Origin of the sequence: Rathayibacter sp. AY1F6 (assembly GCF_002932035.1) — a bacterium.
Taxonomy (GTDB): Bacteria; Actinomycetota; Actinomycetes; order Actinomycetales; family Microbacteriaceae; genus Rathayibacter.
Window position 1 is genome coordinate 31,796 of the sequence record NZ_PSVD01000019.1, and the last position, 24,375, is coordinate 56,170.

Sequence of the window (24,375 nt, forward strand, 5' to 3'; positions counted from 1 at the left end):
ACCAACAGAAAGGCAAGGGACGTCATGAACGACTCCGAACCGCGTAACCCATTCACCACGAAGGGCTTCATCGTCGGAGCCGCCATCGTCGGAGCACTCGCCGTCGCCGGCATCGTGCTCGGCGTGACGTCCCTGGACGCCGGGGGTGGCGGCACCACCGCCTCCACCCCCGGCGCCTCCACCCCCAGCTCGACGCTCTCAGCAGACGCCGCGAGCGTGTGCGGACTCCCCGGATACGACGAGACCGGGACTCTCACCGCCGCACCGACGACGGAATGGACCATCGTCGGCACGATGGCCGCTCCGAACTCGGACACGGCTGGACCGGGAGCTACTGATGACGACGGCGTGCGACGCTGCTACGCCCACACCGTCGACGGAGCACTCTTCGCAGTCGCGAACCTGTGGGCGATGGGCTCCAACGCACGCTTGTCCGATCCCGTCATCGAGAAGCTGACCGTTCCCGGCCCCGGACGGGATGCAGCACTGGCGAGGGACGTGGCGCAATCGAACACGGGCCTGAGCGCTCAGATCGCGGGCTTTAAGACGCTGTCCTACAACGGAGACAGCGCGACGATCGACATTGCCTTCCGGCTCAACGACGGGACCCTCGCGAGTATCGCGACGGACGTTGCCTGGTCGGACGGCGACTGGAAGATGCAGCTCACCGATGAGGGCCAGTCGGCCTACAACCCGGTGCGGCTCCAGAGCCTCGGCGGCTACGTGCCATGGGCAGGTGTTGCATGAGCATCCTCGCCACCACCACCGCTCCGCCCGAATCGGAATGCGGCCTCCTCGACTTCCCCTGCAAGCTCAACGAGGGCATCGGCGACATCGTGTCGGTCGCCGCGAACGATGCGTTGCAGCAGTTCGTCAACAACATCATGGAGGGCTACGGGAAGGCCCTCGCCTCCCTCGGCACCCTCTGGGTGCGCGTACCTTCGCCGGTCACGGTCGTGGACCAGGGCGGCGGAGTGAACGGTGGCGGGACTCCGCCGCAGCCGGAGGCGTTCGAGACGATTCTCGGCTACGTGACGTGGGTGTCCGCGGGCCTGGCCGTCATGTCCCTCATCATTGCCGGAGTGATGATGGCCTCCCGGCGCCGGCACGGCGACGGCGAGGCTCACATGGGCCGTATCGGCGTGATCATCATGGCCGTGCTGCTGCTGTCCTCGGCATCAGCGCTCGTGACCGGGTTCCTGCCTCTGGCGATGCACCTCAACGAGTCCTCGAGCGTCGTCGGCTGGGTGCAAGGTCAGTTGCAGTGGTACACCGGCGGTATCGCGATCCTCTCGATCCTCGTCGCCGCCGGCCGCATGGTCTGGACGCAGCGCGCGATGCCGTTGCGCGAGCTCGCGGGATCGGTCCTGACGCTGATCGCCGTGGCCGGTGCCGGCCTCGTCGTGATCCGCCTCGCGACGTCCGCGGGAGATGCGTTCTCCGTCTGGATCCTCGATAACTCGACCGACTGCAGCGTGACCAACGGGGAGTCGAACTGCTTCGGCACGACGGTCGGAGCGATGATCGGGATGACGATGGCGTCGCAGAACTCCATCGGCCTGATCGGCCTGTTCCTGCTGGGCATGCTGGCGGTGTTCATGACCTACGTGCAGATCGCCCTGATGGTGTTCCGCGGCGCGATGCTCGTCGTCCTCGCCGGGATCTTCCCGATTGCCGCCGCCGCGACGAACACGGAAATCGGGCGGCAGTGGTTCAAGAAGGCGATGGCCTGGACTCTCGCCTTCATCCTCTACAAGCCTGCCGCCGCGATCGTCTACGCGATCGCGTTCCGGATGACCGGCACCGACCTGTTCAAATCGGACGGCACCGGCCTCTTCCAGATCGTCACAGGTCTCGCGCTGATGCTCATCGCGCTCGTGGCTCTGCCCGCGCTGATGCGCTTCCTCGTCCCGGCCGTCTCCTCGGTCGGCGGCGGCGGTGCGGCAGGCCTACTGCTGGGCGCCGCGGCGCTCTCGGCCGCAGGTGACGTCGCGACGGGCGCGATCCGCGCCAGCAACAACGGAGGCGGCGGCGGCGGGAACGGCGGCGGCGGAGGGGGCAACACCTCGTCCACGGACGGACCGTCCGGCAGCACGTCGACGCCGGGCTCGCCCGCGTCGTCGCCGGCCGCTGACCCGTCCGGGTCGGCGTCGACGGCCGGCAGCGGCGCCGGTGCTGGTGCCGGAAGCGCGGCGACGAGCGGTGCGGGAGCTGCCGCGTCGAGCGGCGCCGGGGCCGGGGCAGCCGCGAGCGGCGCGTCGGCCGCGGCCGGACCGATCGGCGCCGGTATCGCCGTCGCAACGAAGGCCGCGGAGGGCGCGAAGCACGCCGCGCAGGCCGTGAAGGCCGGCACCGAAGAGGCGACCGGCAGCAACGAGAGCGGGAGCTAACCCATGTCCAGCACGGCAACCGATCCGATCAAGGCTCGCACCTACGGCAACTGGCGAAAGCCGCAGACCGCCGGCCTCGGCGGGCTCGGGCAGCTCGCCACCCTCGTGATGTTCGTGGGCATCGTCGCCTCGATCATCGCGTCCATGTTCTCCGGCCTCGGGCCGGCACTCATCGTCGCCGCCATCTTCGGCGGCATCCTCCTGACCGTCTCGGTCAAGGACAAGCACGGGCAGAGCGCCCTCGGAAGGATGGTGGTCCGCGTGAACTGGTGGCGTACCAAGAGCAAGGGAGCGAACGTCTACCGCTCCGGTCCGATCGGACGCGCGAAGTGGGGGACGTTCCAGCTTCCGGGCCTGGCAGCTCCTTCGCAGCTCACCGAGCATGAGGACTCCCACGGGCGCCGGTTCGCGCTGATCAGCACCCCCATGACGAAGCACTTCACCGTGGTCCTGGCGACGGAGCCGGACGGCGCCGCGCTGGTGGATCAGGAGCAGATCAACAACCAGGTCGCGGAGTACGGCATCTGGCTCGCCAACCTCGGAGACGAGCCCGGCATCGAGGCCGCCTCGGTCACGGTCGAGACGGCCCCCGACACGGGTACGCGCCTGCGCGGTGAGGTCGAGGGGTCGATGGACCCGGACGCGCCGCTGTTCGCGCGAGCGATGCTCCGAGAGGTCGTGGAGACGTACCCGGTCGGATCGGCCACGATCCACGCCTACATCGCGCTCACGTTCACGGCGACCGCGCGGATCAACGGGAAGCGCCGCAATGCCAAGGAGGTCGCCGCGGACCTCTCCGCCCGCATCCCTGGTTTGACGTCTTCTCTCGCGGCGACGGGTGCGGGCGCAGCGCGGCCCCTGAGCGCGCAGGAGCTCTGCGAGGTCATCCGCACCGCGTACGACCCCGACGCGGCGCTCCTGATCGATCAGGCGCGCGCAGAGGGCGAGACGGCGGACCTGTCCTGGACCGACGTCGGCCCCGCGGGCGCCGAAGCGCACTGGGACTCCTACCGTCACGACGGAGCGGTGTCGACGTCGTGGACGATGACGGCGCCGCCGCGCGGCGTGGTCCAGTCGAACATCCTCGCTCGCCTGCTCGCGCCGCACCGTGACATCGCCCGCAAGCGGGTCACGCTGCTCTACCGGCCTATCGATCCCGCTCGAGCGGCGGCGCTGGTGGAGGCGGACCTGAACGCGGCGCAGTTCAACTCCTCGGCGTCCACCAAGCCCACCGCCCGCTCCACGTTATCCACACGTTCTGCACAGGCGACGGCCGCGGAGGAAGCCTCCGGTGCCGGGCTGATGAACTTCGGCCTGATCGTCACCGCGACCACGCTGCAGCGTGGTCAGGAGCCCGAAGCGCGCGCCGCGATCGACTCCCTCACCTCGGCCGCCCGCCTGCGGATGCGGCCCGCGTTCGGCTCGCAAGACTCCGCCTTCGCCGCCGCACTCCCGCTCGGGCTGGTCCTGCCCCGGCACCTGCGCATCCCCAACGAAATGCGGGAAATCCTGTGACACACCCCGCCACCACCAGGACGGCACTGGACACACGTCCGGTGCCGTCCCGGGTTAACCCTCAGCCCTCACCCGTCTTTGTCGTCGTTCCGACCCTTCTCGGAGGCCCCCAGTGAGCAGCACCACCAAGTTCTTCTCCCGCCACCGCGACACCGAGCCCGTCGACGCGATCGCTGCCGTCGACGGCGACGAGCTGCCCACCGGCGCCGTCGACGTCGACCAGAGCGAGGAAGCCGGCGACGTCGACGCGCTCGACTCCGCCACGCCCACGGGCGCGGTCGGAGCCCCGACGACGGCGCAGGCCGCAGCGACGTCGACGGACGCTCGCGCCCGTTCACGCCGCGCGCAAAGAGCTGAGGAGGAGGCCGCCGCAGCTCGCGCCGCCAGCTCTCCTCTCGCCCGCGAGAAGCCCTCCAAGCGGTCGCGGAAGAAGCGAGCGATCCCGCACCAGGGCGGCAGACAGAACATTGAGAAAGAGTCGGCGCCGAAGCGACCGATGCGGCCGACGTCGACAGGATGGCTCGGCCGCGGCGGCGGACAGGCCGTCTCGATCCAGCCCGCCGATGAGTTCCGCGCGACCACCGTGCAGGTGTGCGGGCTGTACCCGTTCTCGGTCGGCACGGGCACGCCCATGATCGGCGTGCCGTTGGGGAAGAACCTCACCACCGGCGCCTCCGTGCTGTGCGACCCGATCAGCTGGTTCCAGCGGGCGCAGCTCATCTCCAACCCGTCGATGTTCGTCCTCGGCAAGCCGGGCCTGGGGAAGTCCTCGCTGACCCGCCGCATGGCGACCGGGCTCGCTGGATACGGCACCATTCCGCTGGTCCTCGGGGACTTGAAGCCCGACTACGTGGATCTGATCCGCGCGATGGAGGGACAGGTCATCACCCTCGGCCGTGACCGCGGCTACCTGAACATCCTCGACCCCGGCGAGGCGACCAGCGCGGCGAAGCGCCTCCGCGACGACGCCGACCAGGCGCTCGAGCAAGCCGCGGAGCTTGACGCTCGCGGCGGCGACTCCACGGAGCTGCACCTGCGTGCGGTGAAGGCGCAGCGCCTCGCCGCTCAGGTCCTCGCGGACGCTCACGGCCGCCGGCACACGATGATCGCCGCGCTCCTGACGATCCTCCGCTCTCAGCCGCCCACGGACCGGGAGGAGACGATCATCGACCGGGCGCTCAAATACCTTGACGAGCACCACGAGGGCATCCCCGTCCTCGCGGACCTGCTCGCCGTGATCCAGGCCGCGCCGGACGAGATTCGACAGGTCGCCCTCGACCGCAACGACCTCAAGCGGTACAAGGAAATCACCGAGAACCTCGAAGCTTCCCTCATCGGCCTCACCTCCGGTGGCCGGCTGGGAGAGATCTTCTCCCGACAGACCACCACCCCCATGCGTCGCGACCGACCCGTCGTCTATGACGTGTCCTCGATCGATGACTCCGAAGGCGACCTCCAAGCGGCGATCCTCCTCGCGTGCTGGTCCGCGGGGTTCGGGACGGTCAACGTCGCCGCGGCGCTGGCCGATGCGGGGATCGAGCCCCGCCGGCACTACTTCGTGATCCTGGATGAGCTGTGGCGGGCGCTGCGCGCGGGCAAGGGCATGGTCGATCGCGTCGACGCGCTCACCCGCCTGAACCGTGCCCGCGGTGTCGGCCTGGCGATGATCAGCCACACCATGTCCGACCTCCTCGCGCTTTCCAGCGAGGAGGACCGGATGAAGGCTCGCGGATTCGTGGAGCGCTCCGGCATGGTCATCTGCGGCGGCCTGCCCGGTGCGGAGATGCCCCTGCTCACGTCGGCGGTGCCGCTGTCCTCGAAGGAGCAGGAGATGCTCACGAGCTGGCAGGACCCGCCCGCCTGGGATGGCGTCTCCGGGAAGGAAGCGGACCCGCCCGGCCGTGGCCTGTTCCTGATCAAGGTGGGTGGCCGTCCCGGTATCCCCGTCCGCGTTCACCTGACCGGGGCGGAGAAGGACGTCAACGACACCAACAAGCTCTGGCACACCACGAGCCGCGCCGGACGCGCGAACGAGCCCCTGGCGACCGATCCGGTCATGGTGGAGATTCTGCCGTGAGCGTCCTCGTCGCCCTCGGCGCGAGCTGCGTCGCGCTCGGCTCGGCCGGCGCCGCGATCGTCAGCGTGATCGCCGCCCGCCGTCAGGGGGCGGCGGAGCGCGATCGGTTTCTGCTCACAGGCTGTTGGACCGGGGTCGCCCTCATGGCGGGCTTCGTCGCCTGGGACCAGTGGGACCGGGTGATCGCATGAGCTGCACGTCGACGGTCGTCTACGACGGATACCTCTGGGGCTGCTCGATGACGACGACGCTCCCGCACACCGACCACATGACGGACCTGCCGGTCGAGTACGCCGACAACGGCCAGGCCCTCCTCACCTGGGGCACCAGCCGGCAGGCGGCCAGCGACGACACGACGGCCCACTACAACGGGCCGATCTACGAGCGATGCGAGCCGCGCCGGTTCCTGTCGGCATCCGCTCCGCTGCTCGAGCGGGCGACGTCATGATCGCCGCCCGCACCGGAGGCGCGCTGCTTCGGGGTCCGCTCGGCCAGATCGGCGCGGTCGCCGGGCTGCTGGCGGTCGCGGTCCTCGTGGCCACGGCCGCCACCCTCGCGTTCACCGCGACGGTGCAGCACGCGATCCCCTCCCAGACCACTCTCACCAGCCCAGCACCGACCGAAGGAGCCGCACCATGAGCCTCACGAACAACCGCCGGAAAGAGCCCGGGAAGGCCAGTAACGGCTTCGGGGTCGCGTTCGCGGCCGGCGGCGTCCTGATCATCGCTCTGACCATCTACATCGCGGTCCGCGTCGGGTCCCAAGTCGACGGCGTGAATCCCGACATGGACACCGACCCGTCGAACTTCTTCTCCGTCGTCCTCGACGTGTTCCGCGGCCGACTCGTCTGGCCGGGCACCGCGACGCTCATCGTCGCCGGGATCGGCGCCGTGGTCGTGTTCTTCGGCACCCTGTTCCTGATCGCGAAGAACGGCGGGAAGAAGAACCGGACCCCGATCGACTGGACCGCCCGCCACACCGCGACCTCCGCGGAGATGAGCCACATGCGCGGCAAAGAGGCGAAGGAGAAGTCGGCCCGACTGGGCGTGACCGACTCGTTCGGCGTCCCTCTGGGTGACCTGCTCAGCGACGGTCGACCTATCCACGCCTCGTTCGAGGACATGGTGCTGCTGCTCGCCGGCCCCCGCGTCGGCAAGTCGACGTCGTTCGTCATCCCCGCGATCGTCAACGCTCCCGGGTCCGTGGTCACGACCTCGAACAAGCGCGATGTGCTCGACGCCACCCGCGACCTGCGCGCAGCTAGCGGCGACGTGTGGGTGTTCGACCCGCAGCGCGTCGCGGTCGAGCCGCCGTCGTGGTGGTGGAACCCCCTCTCCTACGTCACAGACGACACCAAGGCGGCGAAGCTCGCGCAGCACTTCGCATCCGGATCCAGCGAGGTCGGCGCGCGCGCGGATGCGCACTTCGAGCCCTCCGGTCGCGAGCTGCTGGCAGGCTTCCTGCTCGCCGCGGCCCTCGACGGCCGCCCGATCACGGACGTCTACGAGTGGACGACGAAACCTGGCGATGAGACGGCCGGAGACATCCTGGCCTCGAGCGATTTCCCGCTGATGGCCAAGAGCTTGCAGGGCGCGACGCGGTTGGAGCACCGGGAGCGCGGATCGGTGTACTCCACCGCCCGGCGCATGGCGTCGTGCTTGAAGGACTCCGGCACCCGCCAGTGGGTGAACCGCACGGGCGAGAACGACACGCGGCCGGAGTTCAATCCGGCTGCGTTCGTGCGCTCCACCGGCACGCTCTACAGCCTGTCCAAGGAGGGTGCCGGTAGCGCCGGCCCCCTCGTCCTCGCGCTCACGGCCGCGACGGTCGAGGCCGCGGAGGAGCTGGCAGCGGTGTCGCCCGGCGGCCGGATGCAGACCCCGATGCTCGGCGTTCTCGATGAGGCCGCGAACGTCTGCCGCTGGCGAGACCTCCCCGACCTCTACAGCCACTACGGCTCCCGGGGGATCCCGATCATGTCGGTGTTCCAGTCCTGGTCGCAGGGCGTGAGCGTGTTCGGGAAGGAGGGCATGGACAAGCTCTGGTCGGCCGCGAACGCGAAGATCTACGCCGGCGGAATCTCGGAGACGGGCTTCCTGCGGATGGTGTCGGAGCTGATCGGCACCTACGACCGCGAGACGACCTCCGCGAGCATGAACAAAGGCGTGCGCTCGACCACCAGCGCGTTGAAGCGCGAACTGATTCTCGACGTCGCGGAGCTCGCGAACCTCCCCACTCCCAAGAAGGGGCGCAAGATCGGGCGGGCGATCCTGATGTCCTCGGGCTCGCGTGCCGCGATCCTGCGCACGGTGCCGTGGTTCGACGGCCCCAAGCCGCTCGTGGCCGCGATCAACGCCTCCATCGCGAACCACCGACCGGGCGCAGCGCCGACACCGCCGCCGGCCCCGGAGCAGGGACACGGCTTCACGCCGGTGACGGACTCATGAGCGATGACTTCTACGGGGGTGTGGACGACGAGGCCGCGCCCACGTCAGCGGCCGACGAGGCGACGAGTGCCCCGGAGAGCGAAGAGCCCACGACGCATTTCGGGTCGGCGGATGAGTTCGTGCGCAAGCAGCTCATCGGCACCTACCGGCGCCGAGTCATGGCGCAGGGCTCCGGTGCCGGTCTGCGGTGGAAAGCGGCCTGGTGGGAGTCCAAGGAAGCGCAGCAGCGCATCGAGGCACTGTGGCGGGCGTGGGAGGCCGCACGCGCCGACCCGAAAGCCGGCATGAGTGCGTGGTGGATCAACCACTGCGACCCACACATGAGCGTCCTGCTCTCTGCGGACGGCCCATTCGCTGATTCGACGGACGAGAACCGGCTCGGTGAACCGCTGCCTTACACGGCACCGGTAGAAGGCACTTTCCCGTCCGATCTACAACCGCCGCTGTACACGCAGCGCCCATCCAGAGAAAACGCCTGAGAGGCGCTCTGAGGACGTAAGAAGGGGAGCACCGTCCGGTGCTCCCCTTCTTCGTTGTCGACGCTCCGGCTAGCGGCTCAGGTCCGCGCGATCGGCGCCCTGCCCCTGGCCACGACCGCGCCGCGTCTGAGGGACGGTGCTCATCGGAGCCTTCGACGTCACCGCGGCGCTGGGCGGGGTGGCGTGCGCGCTGTCGGCGCTCATCCGCGCCTCGATGACGTGCGGGGGGACTCCCTTGGCTTCCATCGCCTGAATGGTCGACTGTCGACGCTCGGCGCTGTCGTAAGCGATCTCTCCGGCCTCACGCGACGCTGACGCGCGCGGATCTGTCGCGGGCGGCGCCGACTCCGTGGACGGGCCTCCGGTGCCCTGTGCGGCCTCCTGGCGTTCTGCGGGGGCGTCGTCGCGGAAGAGCTGTGCCTGAGCGCGCGCGTCGGAGGCCAGTTCGCGCAGCTCGTCGGGAGTCGCGTTGGTAGTGCCGCCGGCGGCCGCGTCGCGGTCGTAGTCGCTCGCGCGCGCTTCGAGCTGTGCAGCCATCTCCGCGCGCCCGTTGTCGACGTCGGACGCGCCGGGGGTTTCTCGAGCGGCCTCCTGGTTGCGGGCGTCGTTCGCGCGGTCGAGGCGGTCGGCTTCCGCGATCAGTAGCTGTGCCTCCGTGACCTCAGCTCCCGCTCGAGCACGCTCGGGAGCTACCGTGTCCTTCCACTCCTCGACCAGCGCGGCTCGTGCAGCAGCGACGGCCGCGGGGTCCGCGGTGCGGAACTCTCCGTCGTTCCAGTCGATCGACGTCTGCACGCGGTAGTCCTGGAACCCGGCCGGGTCGGTGTCGCGCTTCCACTCCTCGGCCGCGGAGAGTTCGAGGGTGCCGGCGTCGCCCGCGAGCGCCGCGCGGTAGTCGGTGATCAGAGCGCGCTCCGCGTTCACGTCCGGCTCTGCGCGGCCGCGTATGTCCATGGTGAGGCGGTCGTCGTCGTGGCGGTGGTAGTGCTCCGGCGCGGAGTTGGTGGCCCATTCCTTCGCCCGGTCCAGCTCCGACTTCGCCTGACCGGCGGCGTCGCGCAACACGGCGGTGTCGACGCCGTAGCGCTCGAACACTTCGCGCTGAACGACGGCCGACGCGCGCTCCGCGATCGGGTCGTGGTTCTTCCACGCCTGCGCCGTCTCCGCGACCTTCGAGATGTCTTGGATGCTCGCCTTCTCCCACCAGTCGGGCCGGTCCACGACCTGCAACGTCGCGCGTGCAGCGCCGCGCTCGGCGTCGAAACGGGCCGACAGCTCGCGCGCCTGCGCGGCGGAGCGTGCCTGCGCGTCACGGGCCAGCTCCTCGCGCAGCCGGGCGAACTTCTCGCCCATCTGCATCGCGATGGTCAACGCGATCCGGACGTTCTGACCGACCTCCTGGCCTACCTCGTCGTCGTCACTCATGACTTCCTCCCCTTGCCTTGGTGAATCGTCTATCGGCCACGGTCGCCGCGGTCCTGGTCAGGTCCCTGCCGAGACTGTCGGGCGCGGTCCGCGAGCATCGCTTCCTCGCGCTCCCGGTCAGCCTTGGTGAGCTTCGTGGGTACGGGACTGCCCGACCCGAAGTTGGTCTGGGACAGCCGGCGAACGTCTTTGAGCTCCTCCGGGAGCGCCTGCCAGGCCCGCTCGTTCTCCGCGACCTTCTCGGCCTTCACGACGACCTGGTAGCCGTCGCGAACAGCGGACAACTGACCCCGCAACGTCTGCGACAGCTCGCGCATCCGTCGCGCATCACCGGCTGCCTTGTGAGCCGACGCGACCGCGTGCGTCAAGCGCGCGAACTGGTTCAGCAGCAGCAGCTCCGCGGCTGCATTCTTCTTATTCCCCGCCGCGGCCATGATCAATGCGGAGTACGCCGCCGTCGAGGGCATCATCGCGGGCCGCGGCCGCGTCTCGTGCGCCCGCAGGTGCGCCGAGCGGGCGAGCGATCGCGCAGCGTCCGCGAGCGGTCCCGGGGTGGGCTCCATGCGCCGGGACCACGCCGCGTAGGCGCCGGCCGTCTCGCGCGCGACGTGCGCCCACGTGGCCTTGTCGGAGGGGTCCACGGACCTGATGTAGTCGTGCAGTCGGTCCATGTCCGCCGCGTACGCCTCGAACAGCTCGGGGGCCGGCTCCGCCGTCTCCCGGCCAGGGTTGACCGGCGTGTACTGCCAGGGATTCTTCGCTGTAGCGCGCCATTCGGATGCCGCATCCGACGCGGACTCCGGCTGGTCCGGCCAGCCCTTCCGCAGCTCCGGCAAGGTCAGGTCGCGCGCGAGCCGGCCGCCGCCGTGCCAGATCGCCTTCTCACCGTTCGTCGGCCGCAGCGCGACCGAGTAGCCGGCGATCACGTCATCACGGCCCGTCGCGAAACGAGGCCGCACCAGCACCCCGCCCTGGCGCAGACGGCGAACGAACTCGCTCTCATCCTGCGACGCGGATGAGGCAGCGCGCACCGCGCGCTCGAGGCGCTGCATGTCCGGCTCGACGTGCCCGCGACGTGCAGCGGACTCACGCGCTCCCGGCCGCACACCGCGCTCCGGGAACTCGCGCTCCGGCGCCTGGTAGACCTGCAACCCGTACTCGCGCTCCAGCTCACGGCTGATCGTCTGCGACCGCTCGTAGTCCTTGTGCACCGACGCTTTCGTGCCGTCCTCGCGCACCAGCGACACGGCGATGTGCACGTGGTCGTTGCCGTTCTTCGACAGGCCATGACGCACCGCGACCCACCGGCAATCGGCCTTGCCGATGTCCTCGCCAGCGAAACCCATCCGCTGCACGAAGTCGGTCGAGATTCGGCCCCACTGCTCGTCTGTGAGCTGGCCCTCCTCCGCCGCCAGCGACAGCGAGCAATGCCACACATCAGCCGCCACGCGATCCTTCACGATCGCGCCGGCCGAGTCCCGAACCGCCTCGCCGTTCTCGTCGGTGCGCACCTTGTTGCGCGTCACCTCGACGCCGAACAGCTCCCGCGGTCGGTCCAGATCAGCAGCGATTGCCGCAGCCGCAGCGCCGTCCAAAACCTCATGCCCGTACTCAGCCATGATCGCGGAATCCCCCGCGATCAGGTGCTGCTCCTCGTGCTCGTTCGTCTTACCGGGACCGACGAGGTAGCCCATCAGTCCACGCATGCGCGTGCCGCGCGTGATGTTCGTTCTCACCGTCCACCGAGCCGGTCTGCCGTCGCCTCGATCAGGCGTCGCACCCGTCGGTACTCCTCCGCAGCCTCAACAGCCTCGGCCGGGAACTGGCCCGTGCTGTTCGCGAACCGCGCGAGCTGGTTCATGTTGTCCGACGTCTTCTGCAACAGCTTCGACGCCCGGAACAGCTCAGCAACCACCAACCGCCACTCCGTGTCCGTGCGCACCTGGGCGTTCATCGCGGACTCGAACAGCAGTCGCGGCACCGTCACTTCCAGCACCTCGGCACGGGCGCGAAGGTGCGCATCCTCCTCGGGCGTGACCGATACCTCGTACCGCTTCGACCGCGCAGCGACACCCGGCACGTTCGCACGACGGCGCCGGCCGAACAACCGACCCTCTCGTGACGACTCCGACACGACCCTCACCGTCCTTCCGGCCCAGCGCAGCGAACCCGCCCCCAGGCGGGGACCATACGACCAGTATGCGCCGACCCGGCCGCGCAGCGGAAGGGGCGCAAGCGGTTTACCACGGGTAAACCTATAGCTTGCTCCTCCGATTGGAATCGAAAGCGCCTGCCGCCGAAGGTGGCTGGTGCCCGATCCGCGCAGCTGGATCGAGAGTGGTGGTCGTAGCGCGACTCGATTAACCTGGCGGCATGGCAGACAAGAGAATCGACCCCGAAGCCGCAGCCGCCTCCGCACGCGAACTGCTCGAGCGATCCGTCGAAGAACGGGTCGCGGCAGTGCGGGTCCTCGTCGCGGCGACCAACGACGTCGACACCGCGGACCAGGCAGCGAAGGACGCACGCGACGCCCACAGCAAAGCGTGGGACGCGGCGCTCGCCTCCGGATGGAGCGACAAGGAACTGCGCGCCACCGGAGCCCGCGCTCCGGGCACCATCGGCGCAGCTCCTCGCGCTCGACGGTCCACCCGACGTGCGACGGAGGAGACACCGGCTCCTGCACCGGAGCACAACGGATGACGCACGACGAGACGCGCTCGCCTGTAGCGCATCCGTCGCGTCCGGCCGTCCATCCGCCGCTGCACTCTGGCCTCCAGAGCAAGACCGTCAAGAGCGCTCCGCGTCCCCTCCGGGGATGACCCTCCGGGTCACACTTGACGGCCTCGCCCCTCCGTCCGGCGCTCTGCTTATCGGATGGATGGCCTCAGAGAATGGACACCAGCAGCAGTGCAACCGACACGACGGGACACAGCATGACGAGCGCACATCCGGACGACGAGCTGCGCGCGTGGGCGGCGGGTGACAACGGCCGCGAGGCCGCGACCGAACTGCTCATCCGGACCGGCCTCGCGAACGCTGACGAGCCGTGGATTCTGCACGACTCCGGGTGGGGTGTCTACGCCATCGACTACGACCGCGCCCTCCACGGACGTACCGGCCTCACCAGCGCCGACCTCGCGATACTCACCCTCGCCGCCGCCCTCGCAGAAGGCACCCACATCTCCATCCGCCACGTCACCCAACAGCTCGACTACGAGCACGCGCGACACGCTCTCACTGCGATCGCGCACGCCGCCGGCTACCACCAGCCCACCCGCACGATCGACAACACGGGACCCATGCCCCGCATCGCCCAGCGTCCGCCGCTGATCGCCTGGGACGACGAACCGGACTGACCCGCAGACGTCGACCTGGGGGGGTCTGTACCGCCGCCGACCTCGCGAGTACCGCGACGGTGCGTGACGTCCCCCTCGTTGCGACGGAGGCCCCCGCTGAGCGTTCACGCTCAGCGGGGGCCTCTTCGTTTACGACGCCGCCTCGTCGCGCGTCTCGGTGAGCGACAGGGCGAGCGATCCGTCGCCCTTCGCCTTCGCTCGGTCGAGCGCGCGGTAGACGGTCGCGCGACCGACGCCGTACTGCTCGGCCAGCTCCGCGACCGTGTGCTCACCGGTGCGGTACTCGGCCACCATGAGCTGCTCGAACTTGGCCGACAGCTTCGGCTTGCGGCCCTTCAACCGGCCCTTGGCCTTCGCGACCGCCATGCCCTCGCGCGTGCGCGACCGGATCATCTCGGCCTCGAACTCCGCGACCATCGCGAGCATGTTGAACAGCAGCCGGCCCACTGGATCGGTCGGGTCGTGCACCGCTCCCCCGATGCTCAGACTGACGCCTCGCGTCGTCAGCTCCGCCACCAGGTCGCGCGCATCCGGCAGCGATCGCGCGAGCCGGTCGAGCTTGGTGACCAGCAGCGTCGAGCCCTCGTCGCACGCTGCCATCGCCTCGCGCAGCGCCGGCCGATCCCGGTTCGAGCCCGAACGGCCGGCGTCGACGTGGATGCGATCCAGCGGAGCCCCGGCGGCGTGCAGCGCATCGCGCTGCGCCGTCGCGTCCTGCTTGTCCGTCGACACCCTCACCTACCCAGCCAGCCTCGCCGTGCCGTCAGCGTCTCGGCGGCCACCCCGTCACCGGAATTCATTCCGGACAGGGCTATCGAGGCATCGAGCGAGCAAGCACTCTCGGCCTGTTCTCGGTTTCAGACATCACCCGCTCGCCCCACCAGGCTGACTGGAACTGATTCGGGGGCCACGCATTCAGCCGCGAATGCTGTTGTGCGGTGTTCATCCGTCCTTCACCGCTCGGCACGTGACAGCCGTTCTACGCTGACACTGCGCAGCCGTTGAGGAAGCGCAGACCTGGGGGGGACACCATGCTGAAGAACCGAATGACGGCTCTGCTCGCCGCCGCAACGATGACGGTCGCGCTGGGCGCCGCCACGGCCCCAGCAGCCACAGCGGCAGAGAGCAGCACGAGCTACGTCGTCACGACGGCTGCGATGCCGCAGAACGTGATTGATTCGGCTGTCGCGGGCGGCGGGATGACCACCATGGCGAGCCCGGTCGGATCGACCTGGAACGATCACCGCGGCCGCAAGGTCGTGCTTCGGATCGACGCGCAGAACAAGCTGTGGACGAAGCACAACGTGAATCGCAACGTCCCGCGTGTCGCCACCCAGTACCCGGACAGCTCGCGCGCCGAGGCCGGCACCTCTTGGGAGTACTTCACGACCTTCCAGCAGCGCAACGGCACGACCATTACCCGCACGCAGCAGGTGCGCACGGTCGTTGACTTCCGCAACGTCGACGGCAACCCGCAGGGAGTCATTACCTCCTACTGCGTCGGTATCACCCGCTGCCCCGACTGGATCAACCAGGTTGTCGGCTAACCCGCCTCTTCCGCGCGGCGCTACGTTCCGCGGCAATCTCCTCGCGGAACTTACGCGGCTCGAGGACTCCCAGACGCCCGGTCACTTCCTCGTTGACGGCATCGTCTTCACCGACACTGCGACACGCCTCACCCTCACCACCGGCGACACCATCGAGGTTTCAGCGTTCGTGACCGCTGAGCAGCTGCATGACACGCTTCGCCCGCACCTCGACGTGCAACCCGTGTCCGAGGCGAGTTGGGCACGCTATCCGAGTGCCTCCGTCTGGGCGAACTGGCTGATCCTGCACTACGACCTGGCCCTCCTCGAACGGAACATGGCCGAGGAAGTCCCGAACCTCCACTACAGGAGCATCATCCGCGACGGCGAGAGCGCGACGATCACCGTTGAAGTGGGATCGCATCGTCACCAGCAGATGGTTCCTCTCACCACTCAGCCGCTCGGCATCCCTATCGAGCTCGCACAACAGACACGCGACTCCATCGCCGATACGGACGTGCTTCCGTAGAGCTAGCCCAACTCATCACCCGCAAACGACAAGGGGTGGGCACTCGACGGAGCGCCCACCCCACCCCTCACGACGTCTCTACGGAGCGAGGATGTAGGACATGCCGACGACGTCCTGGACGGTGCGGGTGTTGTAGACGCCGGGTCCGGCGGCGCCGTTCATCTCGGTGATGTTGATGTAGAGGCCGTCTGCGCGCTGCTCGACGGAATCGACCCAGGCGACGTGACCGTAGGTGGGGTCCGCGCCCTGCACGCCGGGCTCGAACACGACGATGCTGCGAGCCTGAGCATCGAGGACCGTGGTCCAGCCGTTCGCGGCCGCGCTGGTGTCCCAGTCGAGGGCGTTGCCGTAGATTGCGGGACGCAGCCCCGTCGCCTCGAAGAACTTCTCCTTCGCGCCCCATGTGCACTGACCGGCAGCGCCGCTGTTCGCGCCCTCGGTGACGCCAGTGGCGCGGCCGGAGTCCGCGACGGCCGTGGTCGTCCGGGCGGTGGTGTCCGCGAAGGCCGGCGCGGCGCCTACGACCGGTACCGCGACGGTGAGTGATGCTGCGAGCAGGCCCGCAGCGAGTCGGGGCCGGCGGAAGCCGTGTCCCGAGTGGTTCTGACGGTTGGCCGAGCTGGTGTCGAATTCGTTGCTCGTGCTGGTGCGCATGATGTACTCCTTCGTCTCTTCTTGCTTCCCTTGAACACCCTCCACGCTGCCACTCATACGGCTCTCACTCCTGAATTAGAGGAAGCAGCCACGCAGCGCCCACCTGGCATCCAGGCATCGAGCACTATTCGCCCAGTGAACGTGCACTTTTGACGCCGTCGCACTTGTCGCGCACACTGCATCGGTCTGAGCGGAACCACGCTCGGTACAGCCGGCCTCCCTCTGCTCATAAAATTCACAGGATAAATATTGCCCCGCTATGGCGCGGATGGAGCGCTTTCACAAGCAGCGAGGACGACGTCCGGCTTGCGGGCTCCTAGAAGTCCAGTTGGACTGAGTGCAGAAACGCGCACCACGCTAGGACCCGCACCATCACATCATCGCCGGGACAACCCGGCCATCTGGGGGGAATTCATGAAGCACACGCGCCACTTCGCTACCGCCGCCATCATCACGCTCGGAGCAGCACTCCTCGCGCCCGCAGCGCACGCCGAACCCACTGCAGTCTCGCTGACAGTGTCGCCCGACGCGCCGACGACTATCGACATCTCGAACTACTACGTCGATCCCGCCGCCGACCTCTCCGGCACCCTCATCGCCGTCGATGAGAACGGCACCGAGTACACCGCCACGATCTCCGGGGACACCGCGACTATCGCCCCGGAGTCCACCACCGAAGCGCGCGCCGCCCTCGCCGCGGGATGCAGCCGCACCAACTTCATCTTCCCACTGGGCGCCGGTGTTCAAGAGTCGGTAGACGGCTGCAGCCTCATCGGCGTCAACTCCTCTGCCACCCACACGTACCAGTGGGACGTCGATGCCGCTTCGGACGGACAAGCCGCCGTCGAAGGCCGCGGCTACAAGCCCGTGGGTCAGCCCGGTGATTTCACCTACCAGCCCTACTGGAGCGGCCTGGGACGCGGGGGCGGCGGTAGCGGTACCGTAACCATCGGAGAAGTCATCACCGTCTCGAAGATCCGCGGCAGCGCCATCGGTATCACCGGCGTCGCAGGATCGTTCTACTGACCCTCGGGCAGCCACCACTAGCAGCACTCTCGAAGGAGAAGGCCATGGGCACCAGCTACAGCCGAAAACTGCTCATCATAGGAATCGTGATCGGCGCCGTCAGCGCCCTCTTCGCCCTGTTCAGCCCCGCGGTCCTCATTGACCTAGGTGCCACCGTCGAGCAGAACTACCTGTACACGATCGCAGGAGCCATCTCCCGGATCCTGGTGTTCTTCGGGTTGCCCTTCTCGGCCGGACTGATCTGCCTCTCCCTCCTGCTTTCCAAAAGCGCGACCAGTGAGCTCGCGCAGCGAATGCGGGAGCACGACGGCACCGCTCAGCAAGAGAACCTCCGCCAGTAACGGCTGAGCATGGGACTCAAGTAGGGGTTGGTCACGATGACATCGTGACCAACCCCTACTTGTTGGCATTCACTGATCGCAGCCGCCCTCGGGGCGGCGGGCTCGCCAGGACGTGCTCACACACCTAGCTCCATCAGCAACGGCTGGCCGGCATCTGCACCGTGCGAACCGTCTGCAACCCGTTCAGTGACGCCCAGCTGAGGTACACCCCAAAGCAACACCAGCGAGACCAAGCGACGCGCGTAGCAGTAGGGTCGCTTCTCCCCCTTTCGCTACACATCTGTGTCAAGGTCTAGGAGTGACGCAACGAACGCAGACCGTCGGCTACGTCCGAGTCAGCACGACCGACCAGAACCTCGATCGGCAAATCGAGGCGATCGGCGCCGTCGACCGGATCTTCGAAGAAAAGGTCTCCGGCGCCACCCGTACCGACCGCCCCGCCCTCGCGGACTGCATCCGCTACGTCCGAGATGGCGACCTCGTCCGAGTCGCGTCGATGGATCGCCTCGCGCGCTCGCTGCGAGATCTCCGCGACGTCGTCGACGAGATCGTCGCGAAGGGCGCCTCCGTCGAGTTCATCAAGGAACAACAGACCTACGGACCCGGCGGCGACGACGCACTTGGACAGCTCATGCTGCACCTGCTCGGCGCGTTCGCCGAGTTCGAGCGCTCCCTCATCCGAGAGCGGCAAGCCGAAGGCATCCGCATCGCGAAAGCCGCGGGGAAGTACACGGGCCGGCAACGCCGGCTCGACGCCGACCAAATCGCTGCAGCTCGAGCGGACATCACCGCCGGCATCCCGAAAGCAGCAGTGGCACGCAAGCTCGGCGTCGACCGCACCACCCTCTACCGAGCGCTGGCACTCCCCCAACCCGACGAACTCGCCACGACCGAAATCTAGAGCGACGTCAGAACGACTGCTTGTCGAACCCCTCCGGAGCCGTGTGCATCGGATCTGCCCACTGCAGGCCGGCGGCGACCGCGCGAGCCAAGCTCTCAAGGCCGGTACCGAAGTAGCAGTACCCGTGAGTCGTCTCGACCTGCTGGTGCGGCGGCATCACCACGAGCCGCCAGTTGAACAGCATCTTCCACACCTCGACCGTGAAGGTCTCCGTCTCCTGCAGCCGAAAGCCGTTCTCCGTCCGCACGATCCGCTCCCCCGCGAAGTCGGCCTCGGAACGCATCTGCTGCTCGAGGTCATCCAGCGCCTCGGCCCGGGTGCGCAGCATCGCCTTCTGATCCACCACTCCAGTGTCCCGATAGCCGCCCCGTCACCGGGCATTTCATCGGGCGGGTCCAACGGGACACTGCCGCCCGCGCCCGCGCGCGACGCATCCCGCTCGCCGAAGTGACGCGGTGGACGACCCTCTTTCGGGACGGCCGGAATGCCGGTCCTCCCACTGCTACACACGGGGGCCAGGACACTGCTGACCAGAAGATTCCTCGGCGGCGAGAGTTCCACCGTGGTCGATATGCTCGCGGCAGCCGGTCATCGGCTTCCCGTGAGGAGAGAGCCGTGCGTCCTGCCAGAGTGCTTGTCATAGCCCTGAGCGCTGTGTGCGTTGCGGGAGCCAGCGCAGCGGTGATCGCCGGCCTCGCGTCCTCGTCGTCGCAAAACGAGGCGATCTCGACGGCACTAATCGCAGACCTCGAGCACCGGAACGCTCAGAGCCTGGTCGAGGGATCGCCGCAGCTCACCGGCCTCGGCGTCCCGGAGTCGACCTCGACGCCGAAACGACTCGCTGCGGTCATGGAGGACGACGCCCGACTGCGCGCTCAGCGGGACCACTACCTCGAGCTCGGGGAATCCTTCACCGCGTTCGAGACCCAGGTGGCGCTGAACTCGGTGCAGATCACGGGCGACTCGGCCACGGTGACGTTCACCGAGAGCACCACCCTTCAGCGGAGTCCGTACGAGACCGGCGAAGCGGCTCCGGAGTACGCCTACTCCTTCCCCCAGGAGGCGACGCTACGGCTGCACGCGGGCACCTGGTCAGTCGACACCCTCACCCACGAGACGGCGCACACACCAGCAGATTTCCCGGAAACCGTCGCACCGGACGTCTCCCCCGCCAGCTGACGGCGCGTCCCCTTGACTCGGATCGATCCGACCGCTCTCCCTTGCAGCAGACCCGGTGAACGATCCCCATACGGGACGCCGATCGCTTGATCGCAACCCGAGACCTGATACCTGACACCCGGGGCCCGAGGCGCGAGGCGCGAGGCGCGAGGCGCATCATCGCGCGACGGGCCTCGAGTGGAAATCCATGCCGCCCGGGTCGAAACTATTGAGCCTTCGCGATCAGGCGTCAGCCCCCACGGCGCCCTACGGTCAGATCAGTGATCGTCGGGTTGGAATCGCGACGCGGAGCATCAGCACCCCACTGACCGCGAGGAAGCTGGCGCCGATGAGCCCGAATCCTGGCGGCTCGTCGGCCGAGCTGTATCCACCGTTGATCATCGGCGTGAAGACCATGTCGAAGAGCAGACTCGACGCCAGCACCGCGACGAGCGCAAGACCGGCCGTGACGATGCGCCGCTCCGCGGCAATGCTTCCGACGACGACAACGAGAGCGGCCAGGACCTCCGCGATCCAGACCCAGAACGGTAAGAAGAATGCGGGTGCCGGCGCCTCGTACTGCAGATAGTTGCACGCAGCGCTCTCGTATCCGTCAGACCAGCAGGGGCCCCAGAAGGTGGCAGCACCGATCCCCTGCACCGCCGCGTGAATCAACAACAGGACCCCCGCCGCCGCCGCGAGAACGCTCAGGAGGATCGACGCGCCCTTCCGACTCAACCGAGGGGCGGTCTTCGTGATCGACATGGCGCCGAGACTAGAAGCGCCCGGTGAACAACCGGGGACAGGACCGACGTTGCTTCCGCGCTGGCGCGACCGGTGAACGATCGGTCTCCGGGACAGATCCGACCCGGATGGACCAGTGCGCTCCTGCCGTTCACTCGCTGGTCCGAGAGTGATGGTGTGCAGACACTGTCGCTCAATGCTTCCGCCGTGATCGCGGGCGTAATCACTCTCCTCGCCCTCGTCGCGGGCGTCTTCCTCGACGGATTCACGTTTGCGTGCAACGAGTCCCTTCCTCCTCAGTGCACGGGGTTCCACGTCGCGTGGCCGGCTCTGTGCTCTGTCGCCCTCGCGACCCTCGTTCTCCTGGTCGTAGCGATGCGCGTCAGCACGCGCTCCCACGCTCGATGGAGGTCGCTGCTGCTCGCCTTGGGGGTCGTCGGCGCCGTCACCAGCTGGGTTCTGGCTCTGCGTACCGCCGTGATCGTCGGTTGAGCAGCCCACGGCACGGTCGAACGACCGCTTGTTCCGTATGGAGATCGTTCATCGGGGCGAGGGGGCGGTGGCCTTCGCTTCGACCGTGTGGATCTAGCTCAGGTTCACCTTCGAGTTCTATGTTGAGCCCATGAAGCGACTCGCGACGTCAGGCCAGTTGGTTGGATGGACAATCGCCTTGCTCGGGGCTGCTGGTGCCGCCGCGTTCCTGGTGCACTGGAGCTCGTGCCTCGGTGGCCTGAACGAGGGTTGCTACAGCGCCACACAGTCAGACTTCACGTGGATCGCCACAACGATCGTCTGGGCCGTCGCCTTCCCGCTCGTGATATTCGGCGCCTTCGTACTCTCGCCAGGACGACCCGTCACGCTGATTGGTGTTGGGCTCCTCATGGTCATCAACCCCCTCACCGACCCTGGAGCGTTCTTTCTCCCGTGGGATGTCGCGGACACCTTGCCCTTTACCGGCGTCGCCACGTCGCTAGCTGCTGTGACTGCAGGTGTCCTCCTGGCCGGATCTTCCTACCGAGCCCGTCGGCCCGATCACAGCCGAGTCGGGAAGCCAGCGCCCGCTGACGTCGCCTACTGACCTTAGATCGGACTTGGGTCGTCCCGTTAGGGGATCCCCAAACGGGACGAGGCGAATGCGGCTGACGCGGCCGAGTGTCAGCTCGATTGCCCTGGTTCACTCGCTCAGCGTCTCGCGGTCCTCGTCATTCATCGGCACGAGAGGTTGCAGCTCGTACCCTCCGGGAACAGTCAGACGGTCCCGCTCGGCGGCAGATAGCAGCGGGTCGATCGTCAGCAGGTTGCTGCCCCCGTCCGCGATTCGGTCTGGGATGACGTAGCCCTCAGCGACATGCCCAGGGCCTTGTACGCGAACAGCGAGCGCGGTCGTTGCGAAGTCCTCCGGCGTCGTGCAGGACGTCCCAGATATGTCTCCGGGTAGCTCAACGATCATGCAGAGCTCGGTCGAGTTGCTGAGCCCGAGGAGGTAGGTGGTGCCGCCTTCGGTCGTGAGCTGGCGGAACGAGTCGACGTCGAGCCCGCCAGTGCCGACGCTCCCCACGTCGAGGTACTTCGGCATCGTCACCGGTACATCGGCCGGCTGTTCGAGGAGGGCGACGTCGTAGTCACCGATCGATCGGGGACTGGCTTCGGGTGACGCGACCACGCCAGGGCTCGGAGCGGCGATGCCGACGACGAAGACCGCGCCCACGGCGATGACCAACAGTGCGAGGCCAAGCAACCAACCAAGTCGGGTCCGCGACGTGTGTGCCGGGGTCTGCGGGTCCGTCAGCAGACTCGGCTCTGGACTACTCATGGCTCACTGTAGGCCGACGCTCGAACCAGCCCTTCAGAGCTACCGGTGGACGATCGCCAAACGGGACGTGCCTCCGGTCGTGATCGGTGTAACGCTGCGAGGACCTGCGGACACTAGTAGGTGTGGGGATGATCAGAACGGACGAAGCCGCCGCCTGGGCGCGAGCGTCCTCCGGCGACGGTGAGGCGTTCGCGTCGATCTTCGATGAGCACCGCGCTCGAGTGTTCCGGCACGCGTATCGACTCCTCGTCGACGCGACCGACGCGGAGGACGCGGTAGCGGTCGCGTTCCTCGAGCTGTGGCGGCGGCGCCGCAGCGTCGAGGTCATCAACGGGTCCGTCCTCCCCTGGCTGCTCGTGACCGTCACCAACACGGCCCGCAACCTCAGCCGAGGGCGCAACCGATACCGCGCCCTCCTGACCTCTCTCCCCCACGGCGACCATCAGCCCTCCGCGGAAGACGCCGCGCTGCGCGACGTGATCGATGACCGGCAGCTTGCTAAAGCGCTCGGACGCCTCTCGCCGGCGGACCTGCGCCTCGTGACGCTCGTGATGATCGAGGGCTACAGCCCCACCGACGCCGCGCCCCTCCTCGGGCTCAGCGCCGGCGCCACCCGGACCAGGCTGCATCGCGTCCGCGCGGCGCTGCGCGACCAGCTCGGCCACCCGACCCTCAGCCTCTACGTCCAGTCGACGCTAGGAGATCCGTCATGAACGCCCCGCAGATGAGCGACGAGTTCACCACCGCCTTCCGGCGCGCGCTGATCGAGCACGTCGAGACCCCCTCCCGCTCCCGCCGGCACCGGTGGCTGCTGGGCGGCGGAATCGGCGCGGTCGCATTGTTCGCCGGTACCGCCACAGCCGCCGCCACCGGCCTGCTCCCTCTCCCCGGCGCCGCGGTCGTCACGCCGGTCAGCGCGTCCGCCGCCGGCACCTACACCGGCACCGCGACCCTCCAGCTCGGACCCGCACCTGACGGCGCGACAGGGCTGACCGTCTCGCTGCACTGCCTCACCCCGGGCACCTTCACGCTCACCGGAGGATCGAGTCTCACCTGCTCCGCGAACGACTTCCTCCGACCAGAGGAGGTGCCGGGCTTCGACTCCTTCTTCACTCCCCTCACCGACGCCCCCGATGGAGAGTTCACCGTCACCGCTTCGGCGGGAAGTGAATGGCGGGCGATCGTCGCCTACGCCACGTCCGAGACGACCGCGTGGGCGGAGAACGCCGCCGGCCAGAGCTACGGCGTCATCAATGAGAACGGCAATCCAGACCTCATCGCCGTCACCGCAAGCAACGGCACGCAGGGCTACGTGCATCGCCATGACCTCGAAGACGCCGACGGCACCACCGCTCAACGCTCCTTCACCACGCCCGAGGACGCCCTCGAATGGCAGGAACAGAACGCAGGCATCATCCACACCATCCCCGTCTACGACTCGGACGGAACCACCCTCGTAGGCGAGTTCGACGTCGGATGATCGCATCCGCGGAGGCATCTCGGACGGTGCTCTTGAGAGACGTCCTCACCGGCGCCGATGGCGACAGTGACGCACTTAGACTCCTGCCATGACCGCTCCGGCATCCGTGGAAGAGTTTCGGCGCCGGCGCCGACCGGCGCGTCGTCGCCTTTCCTTCTTCGGTGTCCTGGGCGAGCTGCTGATGACCGCAGGGGTCCTCGTTCTGCTGTTCCTCGCATGGCAGCTGTGGTGGAACGACGCCGTGATCGCAGGCAGGCAGACCGATCAAGCGGCCGAGCTGCGCCAGAGCTGGGGCGAGGACGCGCCGCCCACCGAGGCGCCATCCGAGCCGAGCGCCGAGCCGGCCGTGCCTGGCGACCCGGTGATCGCGCCGGTCGCAGCTCTGGACACGACGTTCGGCAACCTCTACATTCCACGGTACGGCGAGGGGTGGGTGCGCACGATCGCTGAGGGCGTCGACGCGGAGAACGTGCTCGACGTGGGCAGCATCGGCCACTACCCGGGAACGCAGATG

At 68.2% G+C, this 24,375-nt stretch carries 29 protein-coding genes and 1 pseudogene; 22 read left to right on the forward strand and 8 right to left on the reverse strand.

Features of this window, described 5'->3' with window-relative positions; genetic code table 11:
- Positions 1–24 precede the first annotated feature (24 nt).
- The 9 genes from C5C44_RS13540 to C5C44_RS13580 all read left to right on the forward strand — a co-directional run bounded on the left by C5C44_RS13540 (position 25) and on the right by C5C44_RS13580 (position 8,908).
- Entirely contained in the window at positions 25–747 is a 723-nt protein-coding gene (locus C5C44_RS13540; RefSeq protein ID WP_104224228.1) for a hypothetical protein, read from the forward strand.
- Positions 744–2,390 (forward strand): hypothetical protein, encoded by a 1,647-nt coding sequence (locus tag C5C44_RS13545; protein ID WP_104224229.1) that lies wholly within the window; start codon positions 744–746, stop codon positions 2,388–2,390. Before C5C44_RS13540 ends, C5C44_RS13545 begins: the two co-directional genes overlap by 4 nt.
- A gap of 3 nt (positions 2,391–2,393) precedes the next feature.
- Positions 2,394–3,905, forward strand: coding sequence for an SCO6880 family protein (locus C5C44_RS13550; RefSeq protein ID WP_181074969.1), 1,512 nt, complete (start codon positions 2,394–2,396; stop codon positions 3,903–3,905).
- Positions 3,906–4,536: 631 nt separating this feature from the next.
- A complete protein-coding gene (locus C5C44_RS13555) occupies positions 4,537–5,982 on the forward strand; it encodes an ATP/GTP-binding protein (RefSeq protein ID WP_104224273.1) in 1,446 nt (481 codons plus the stop codon).
- Positions 5,979–6,173, forward strand: a complete 195-nt coding sequence (locus C5C44_RS13560) for a hypothetical protein (RefSeq protein WP_104224230.1) — start codon at positions 5,979–5,981, stop codon at positions 6,171–6,173. The genes C5C44_RS13555 and C5C44_RS13560 overlap by 4 nt, the downstream gene beginning before the upstream one ends.
- On the forward strand, positions 6,170–6,430 hold the full coding sequence (locus tag C5C44_RS13565; RefSeq protein WP_104224231.1) for a hypothetical protein: 261 nt from the start codon (positions 6,170–6,172) through the stop codon (positions 6,428–6,430). Before C5C44_RS13560 ends, C5C44_RS13565 begins: the two co-directional genes overlap by 4 nt.
- On the forward strand, positions 6,427–6,621 hold the full coding sequence (locus C5C44_RS13570) for a hypothetical protein (protein WP_104224232.1): 195 nt from the start codon (positions 6,427–6,429) through the stop codon (positions 6,619–6,621). The genes C5C44_RS13565 and C5C44_RS13570 overlap by 4 nt, the downstream gene beginning before the upstream one ends.
- Positions 6,618–8,429, forward strand: a complete 1,812-nt coding sequence (locus C5C44_RS13575; RefSeq protein WP_104224233.1) for a type IV secretory system conjugative DNA transfer family protein — start codon at positions 6,618–6,620, stop codon at positions 8,427–8,429. The genes C5C44_RS13570 and C5C44_RS13575 overlap by 4 nt, the downstream gene beginning before the upstream one ends.
- On the forward strand, positions 8,426–8,908 hold the full coding sequence (locus C5C44_RS13580) for a DUF4913 domain-containing protein (RefSeq protein ID WP_104224234.1): 483 nt from the start codon (positions 8,426–8,428) through the stop codon (positions 8,906–8,908). The genes C5C44_RS13575 and C5C44_RS13580 overlap by 4 nt, the downstream gene beginning before the upstream one ends.
- Positions 8,909–8,977: 69 nt before the next feature.
- On the opposite strand, the gene C5C44_RS13585 is transcribed toward C5C44_RS13580, so the two are convergent.
- From C5C44_RS13585 to C5C44_RS13595, 3 genes are read right to left on the reverse strand one after another with little or no spacing between them, the layout of a single operon-like run.
- Positions 8,978–10,333 carry a hypothetical protein gene (locus C5C44_RS13585; protein WP_104224235.1) on the reverse strand — a complete coding sequence of 452 codons (1,356 nt, stop codon included), beginning with the start codon at positions 10,331–10,333 and terminating at the stop codon, positions 8,978–8,980.
- A 29-nt stretch (positions 10,334–10,362) separates the two neighbouring features.
- Entirely contained in the window at positions 10,363–12,069 is a 1,707-nt protein-coding gene (locus C5C44_RS13590; RefSeq protein WP_104224236.1) for a relaxase/mobilization nuclease domain-containing protein, read from the reverse strand.
- The gene (locus C5C44_RS13595; protein ID WP_258062948.1) at positions 12,066–12,440 is read right to left on the reverse strand and encodes a plasmid mobilization relaxosome protein MobC; all 375 of its coding nucleotides are present in this window, start codon (positions 12,438–12,440) and stop codon (positions 12,066–12,068) included. The genes C5C44_RS13590 and C5C44_RS13595 overlap by 4 nt, the downstream gene beginning before the upstream one ends.
- A 266-nt stretch (positions 12,441–12,706) precedes the next feature.
- Between C5C44_RS13595 and C5C44_RS16765 the strand changes: the two genes are divergently transcribed.
- Both C5C44_RS16765 and C5C44_RS13600 read left to right on the forward strand, forming a co-directional pair.
- Positions 12,707–13,033 (forward strand): hypothetical protein, encoded by a 327-nt coding sequence (locus C5C44_RS16765; RefSeq protein ID WP_146082265.1) that lies wholly within the window; start codon positions 12,707–12,709, stop codon positions 13,031–13,033.
- Positions 13,034–13,266: 233 nt separating this feature from the next.
- Positions 13,267–13,689, forward strand: coding sequence for a hypothetical protein (locus tag C5C44_RS13600; protein WP_104224237.1), 423 nt, complete (start codon positions 13,267–13,269; stop codon positions 13,687–13,689).
- Between the two features lie 129 nt (positions 13,690–13,818).
- Here the strand turns inward: C5C44_RS13600 and C5C44_RS13605 are convergent, their stop codons facing one another.
- Positions 13,819–14,427 (reverse strand): recombinase family protein, encoded by a 609-nt coding sequence (locus tag C5C44_RS13605; protein ID WP_104224238.1) that lies wholly within the window; start codon positions 14,425–14,427, stop codon positions 13,819–13,821.
- Positions 14,428–14,720: 293 nt separating this feature from the next.
- Between C5C44_RS13605 and C5C44_RS13610 the strand changes: the two genes are divergently transcribed.
- The gene (locus tag C5C44_RS13610) at positions 14,721–15,236 is read left to right on the forward strand and encodes a hypothetical protein (protein ID WP_104224239.1); all 516 of its coding nucleotides are present in this window, start codon (positions 14,721–14,723) and stop codon (positions 15,234–15,236) included.
- On the forward strand, positions 15,226–15,744 hold the full coding sequence (locus C5C44_RS13615) for a hypothetical protein (protein ID WP_104224240.1): 519 nt from the start codon (positions 15,226–15,228) through the stop codon (positions 15,742–15,744). Before C5C44_RS13610 ends, C5C44_RS13615 begins: the two co-directional genes overlap by 11 nt.
- 78 nt (positions 15,745–15,822) lie before the next feature.
- On the opposite strand, the gene C5C44_RS17455 is transcribed toward C5C44_RS13615, so the two are convergent.
- A complete protein-coding gene (locus C5C44_RS17455) occupies positions 15,823–16,398 on the reverse strand; it encodes a CHAP domain-containing protein (protein WP_219812933.1) in 576 nt (191 codons plus the stop codon).
- A gap of 414 nt (positions 16,399–16,812) precedes the next feature.
- Here C5C44_RS17455 and C5C44_RS13625 point away from each other — a divergent pair, with 414 nt between their 5' ends.
- The 3 genes from C5C44_RS13625 to C5C44_RS13635 all read left to right on the forward strand — a co-directional run bounded on the left by C5C44_RS13625 (position 16,813) and on the right by C5C44_RS13635 (position 18,666).
- Complete coding sequence (locus C5C44_RS13625; RefSeq protein ID WP_104224242.1) at positions 16,813–17,424, forward strand: hypothetical protein; 612 nt, start codon at positions 16,813–16,815, stop codon at positions 17,422–17,424.
- A gap of 44 nt (positions 17,425–17,468) precedes the next feature.
- On the forward strand, positions 17,469–17,765 hold the full coding sequence (locus tag C5C44_RS13630; RefSeq protein WP_104224243.1) for a hypothetical protein: 297 nt from the start codon (positions 17,469–17,471) through the stop codon (positions 17,763–17,765).
- Between the two features lie 298 nt (positions 17,766–18,063).
- Positions 18,064–18,666 (forward strand): recombinase family protein, encoded by a 603-nt coding sequence (locus tag C5C44_RS13635; protein WP_104336010.1) that lies wholly within the window; start codon positions 18,064–18,066, stop codon positions 18,664–18,666.
- A 7-nt stretch (positions 18,667–18,673) separates the two neighbouring features.
- Here C5C44_RS13635 and C5C44_RS13640 read toward each other — a convergent pair whose 3' ends face one another.
- Complete coding sequence (locus C5C44_RS13640; protein WP_146084345.1) at positions 18,674–19,009, reverse strand: hypothetical protein; 336 nt, start codon at positions 19,007–19,009, stop codon at positions 18,674–18,676.
- Positions 19,010–19,347: 338 nt separating this feature from the next.
- Between C5C44_RS13640 and C5C44_RS13645 the strand changes: the two genes are divergently transcribed.
- The gene (locus C5C44_RS13645) at positions 19,348–19,845 is read left to right on the forward strand and encodes a hypothetical protein (protein WP_146082268.1); all 498 of its coding nucleotides are present in this window, start codon (positions 19,348–19,350) and stop codon (positions 19,843–19,845) included.
- Positions 19,846–20,097: 252 nt separating this feature from the next.
- On the opposite strand, the gene C5C44_RS13650 is transcribed toward C5C44_RS13645, so the two are convergent.
- Entirely contained in the window at positions 20,098–20,589 is a 492-nt protein-coding gene (locus C5C44_RS13650; RefSeq protein ID WP_104224247.1) for a hypothetical protein, read from the reverse strand.
- A gap of 186 nt (positions 20,590–20,775) precedes the next feature.
- Between C5C44_RS13650 and C5C44_RS13655 the strand changes: the two genes are divergently transcribed.
- Positions 20,776–21,060: a hypothetical protein gene (locus C5C44_RS13655; protein WP_104273615.1), complete on the forward strand. Its 285-nt coding sequence runs from the start codon at positions 20,776–20,778 to the stop codon at positions 21,058–21,060.
- A gap of 130 nt (positions 21,061–21,190) precedes the next feature.
- On the forward strand, positions 21,191–21,646 hold the full coding sequence (locus C5C44_RS13660) for a hypothetical protein (protein ID WP_104224249.1): 456 nt from the start codon (positions 21,191–21,193) through the stop codon (positions 21,644–21,646).
- Positions 21,647–21,742: 96 nt separating this feature from the next.
- On the opposite strand, the gene C5C44_RS13665 is transcribed toward C5C44_RS13660, so the two are convergent.
- On the reverse strand, positions 21,743–22,288 hold the full coding sequence (locus C5C44_RS13665; protein ID WP_146081575.1) for a hypothetical protein: 546 nt from the start codon (positions 22,286–22,288) through the stop codon (positions 21,743–21,745).
- Positions 22,289–22,509: 221 nt separating this feature from the next.
- Between C5C44_RS13665 and C5C44_RS13670 the strand changes: the two genes are divergently transcribed.
- From C5C44_RS13670 to C5C44_RS13680, 3 genes and pseudogenes are all read left to right on the forward strand, one after another.
- Positions 22,510–23,094, forward strand: coding sequence for an RNA polymerase sigma factor (locus C5C44_RS13670; protein WP_104224275.1), 585 nt, complete (start codon positions 22,510–22,512; stop codon positions 23,092–23,094).
- Positions 23,091–23,861 (forward strand): peptidase M56 family protein, encoded by a 771-nt coding sequence (locus C5C44_RS13675; protein ID WP_104224251.1) that lies wholly within the window; start codon positions 23,091–23,093, stop codon positions 23,859–23,861. The genes C5C44_RS13670 and C5C44_RS13675 overlap by 4 nt, the downstream gene beginning before the upstream one ends.
- A gap of 88 nt (positions 23,862–23,949) precedes the next feature.
- Positions 23,950–24,375: pseudogene (locus C5C44_RS13680) on the forward strand (class E sortase); the annotation flags it as partial.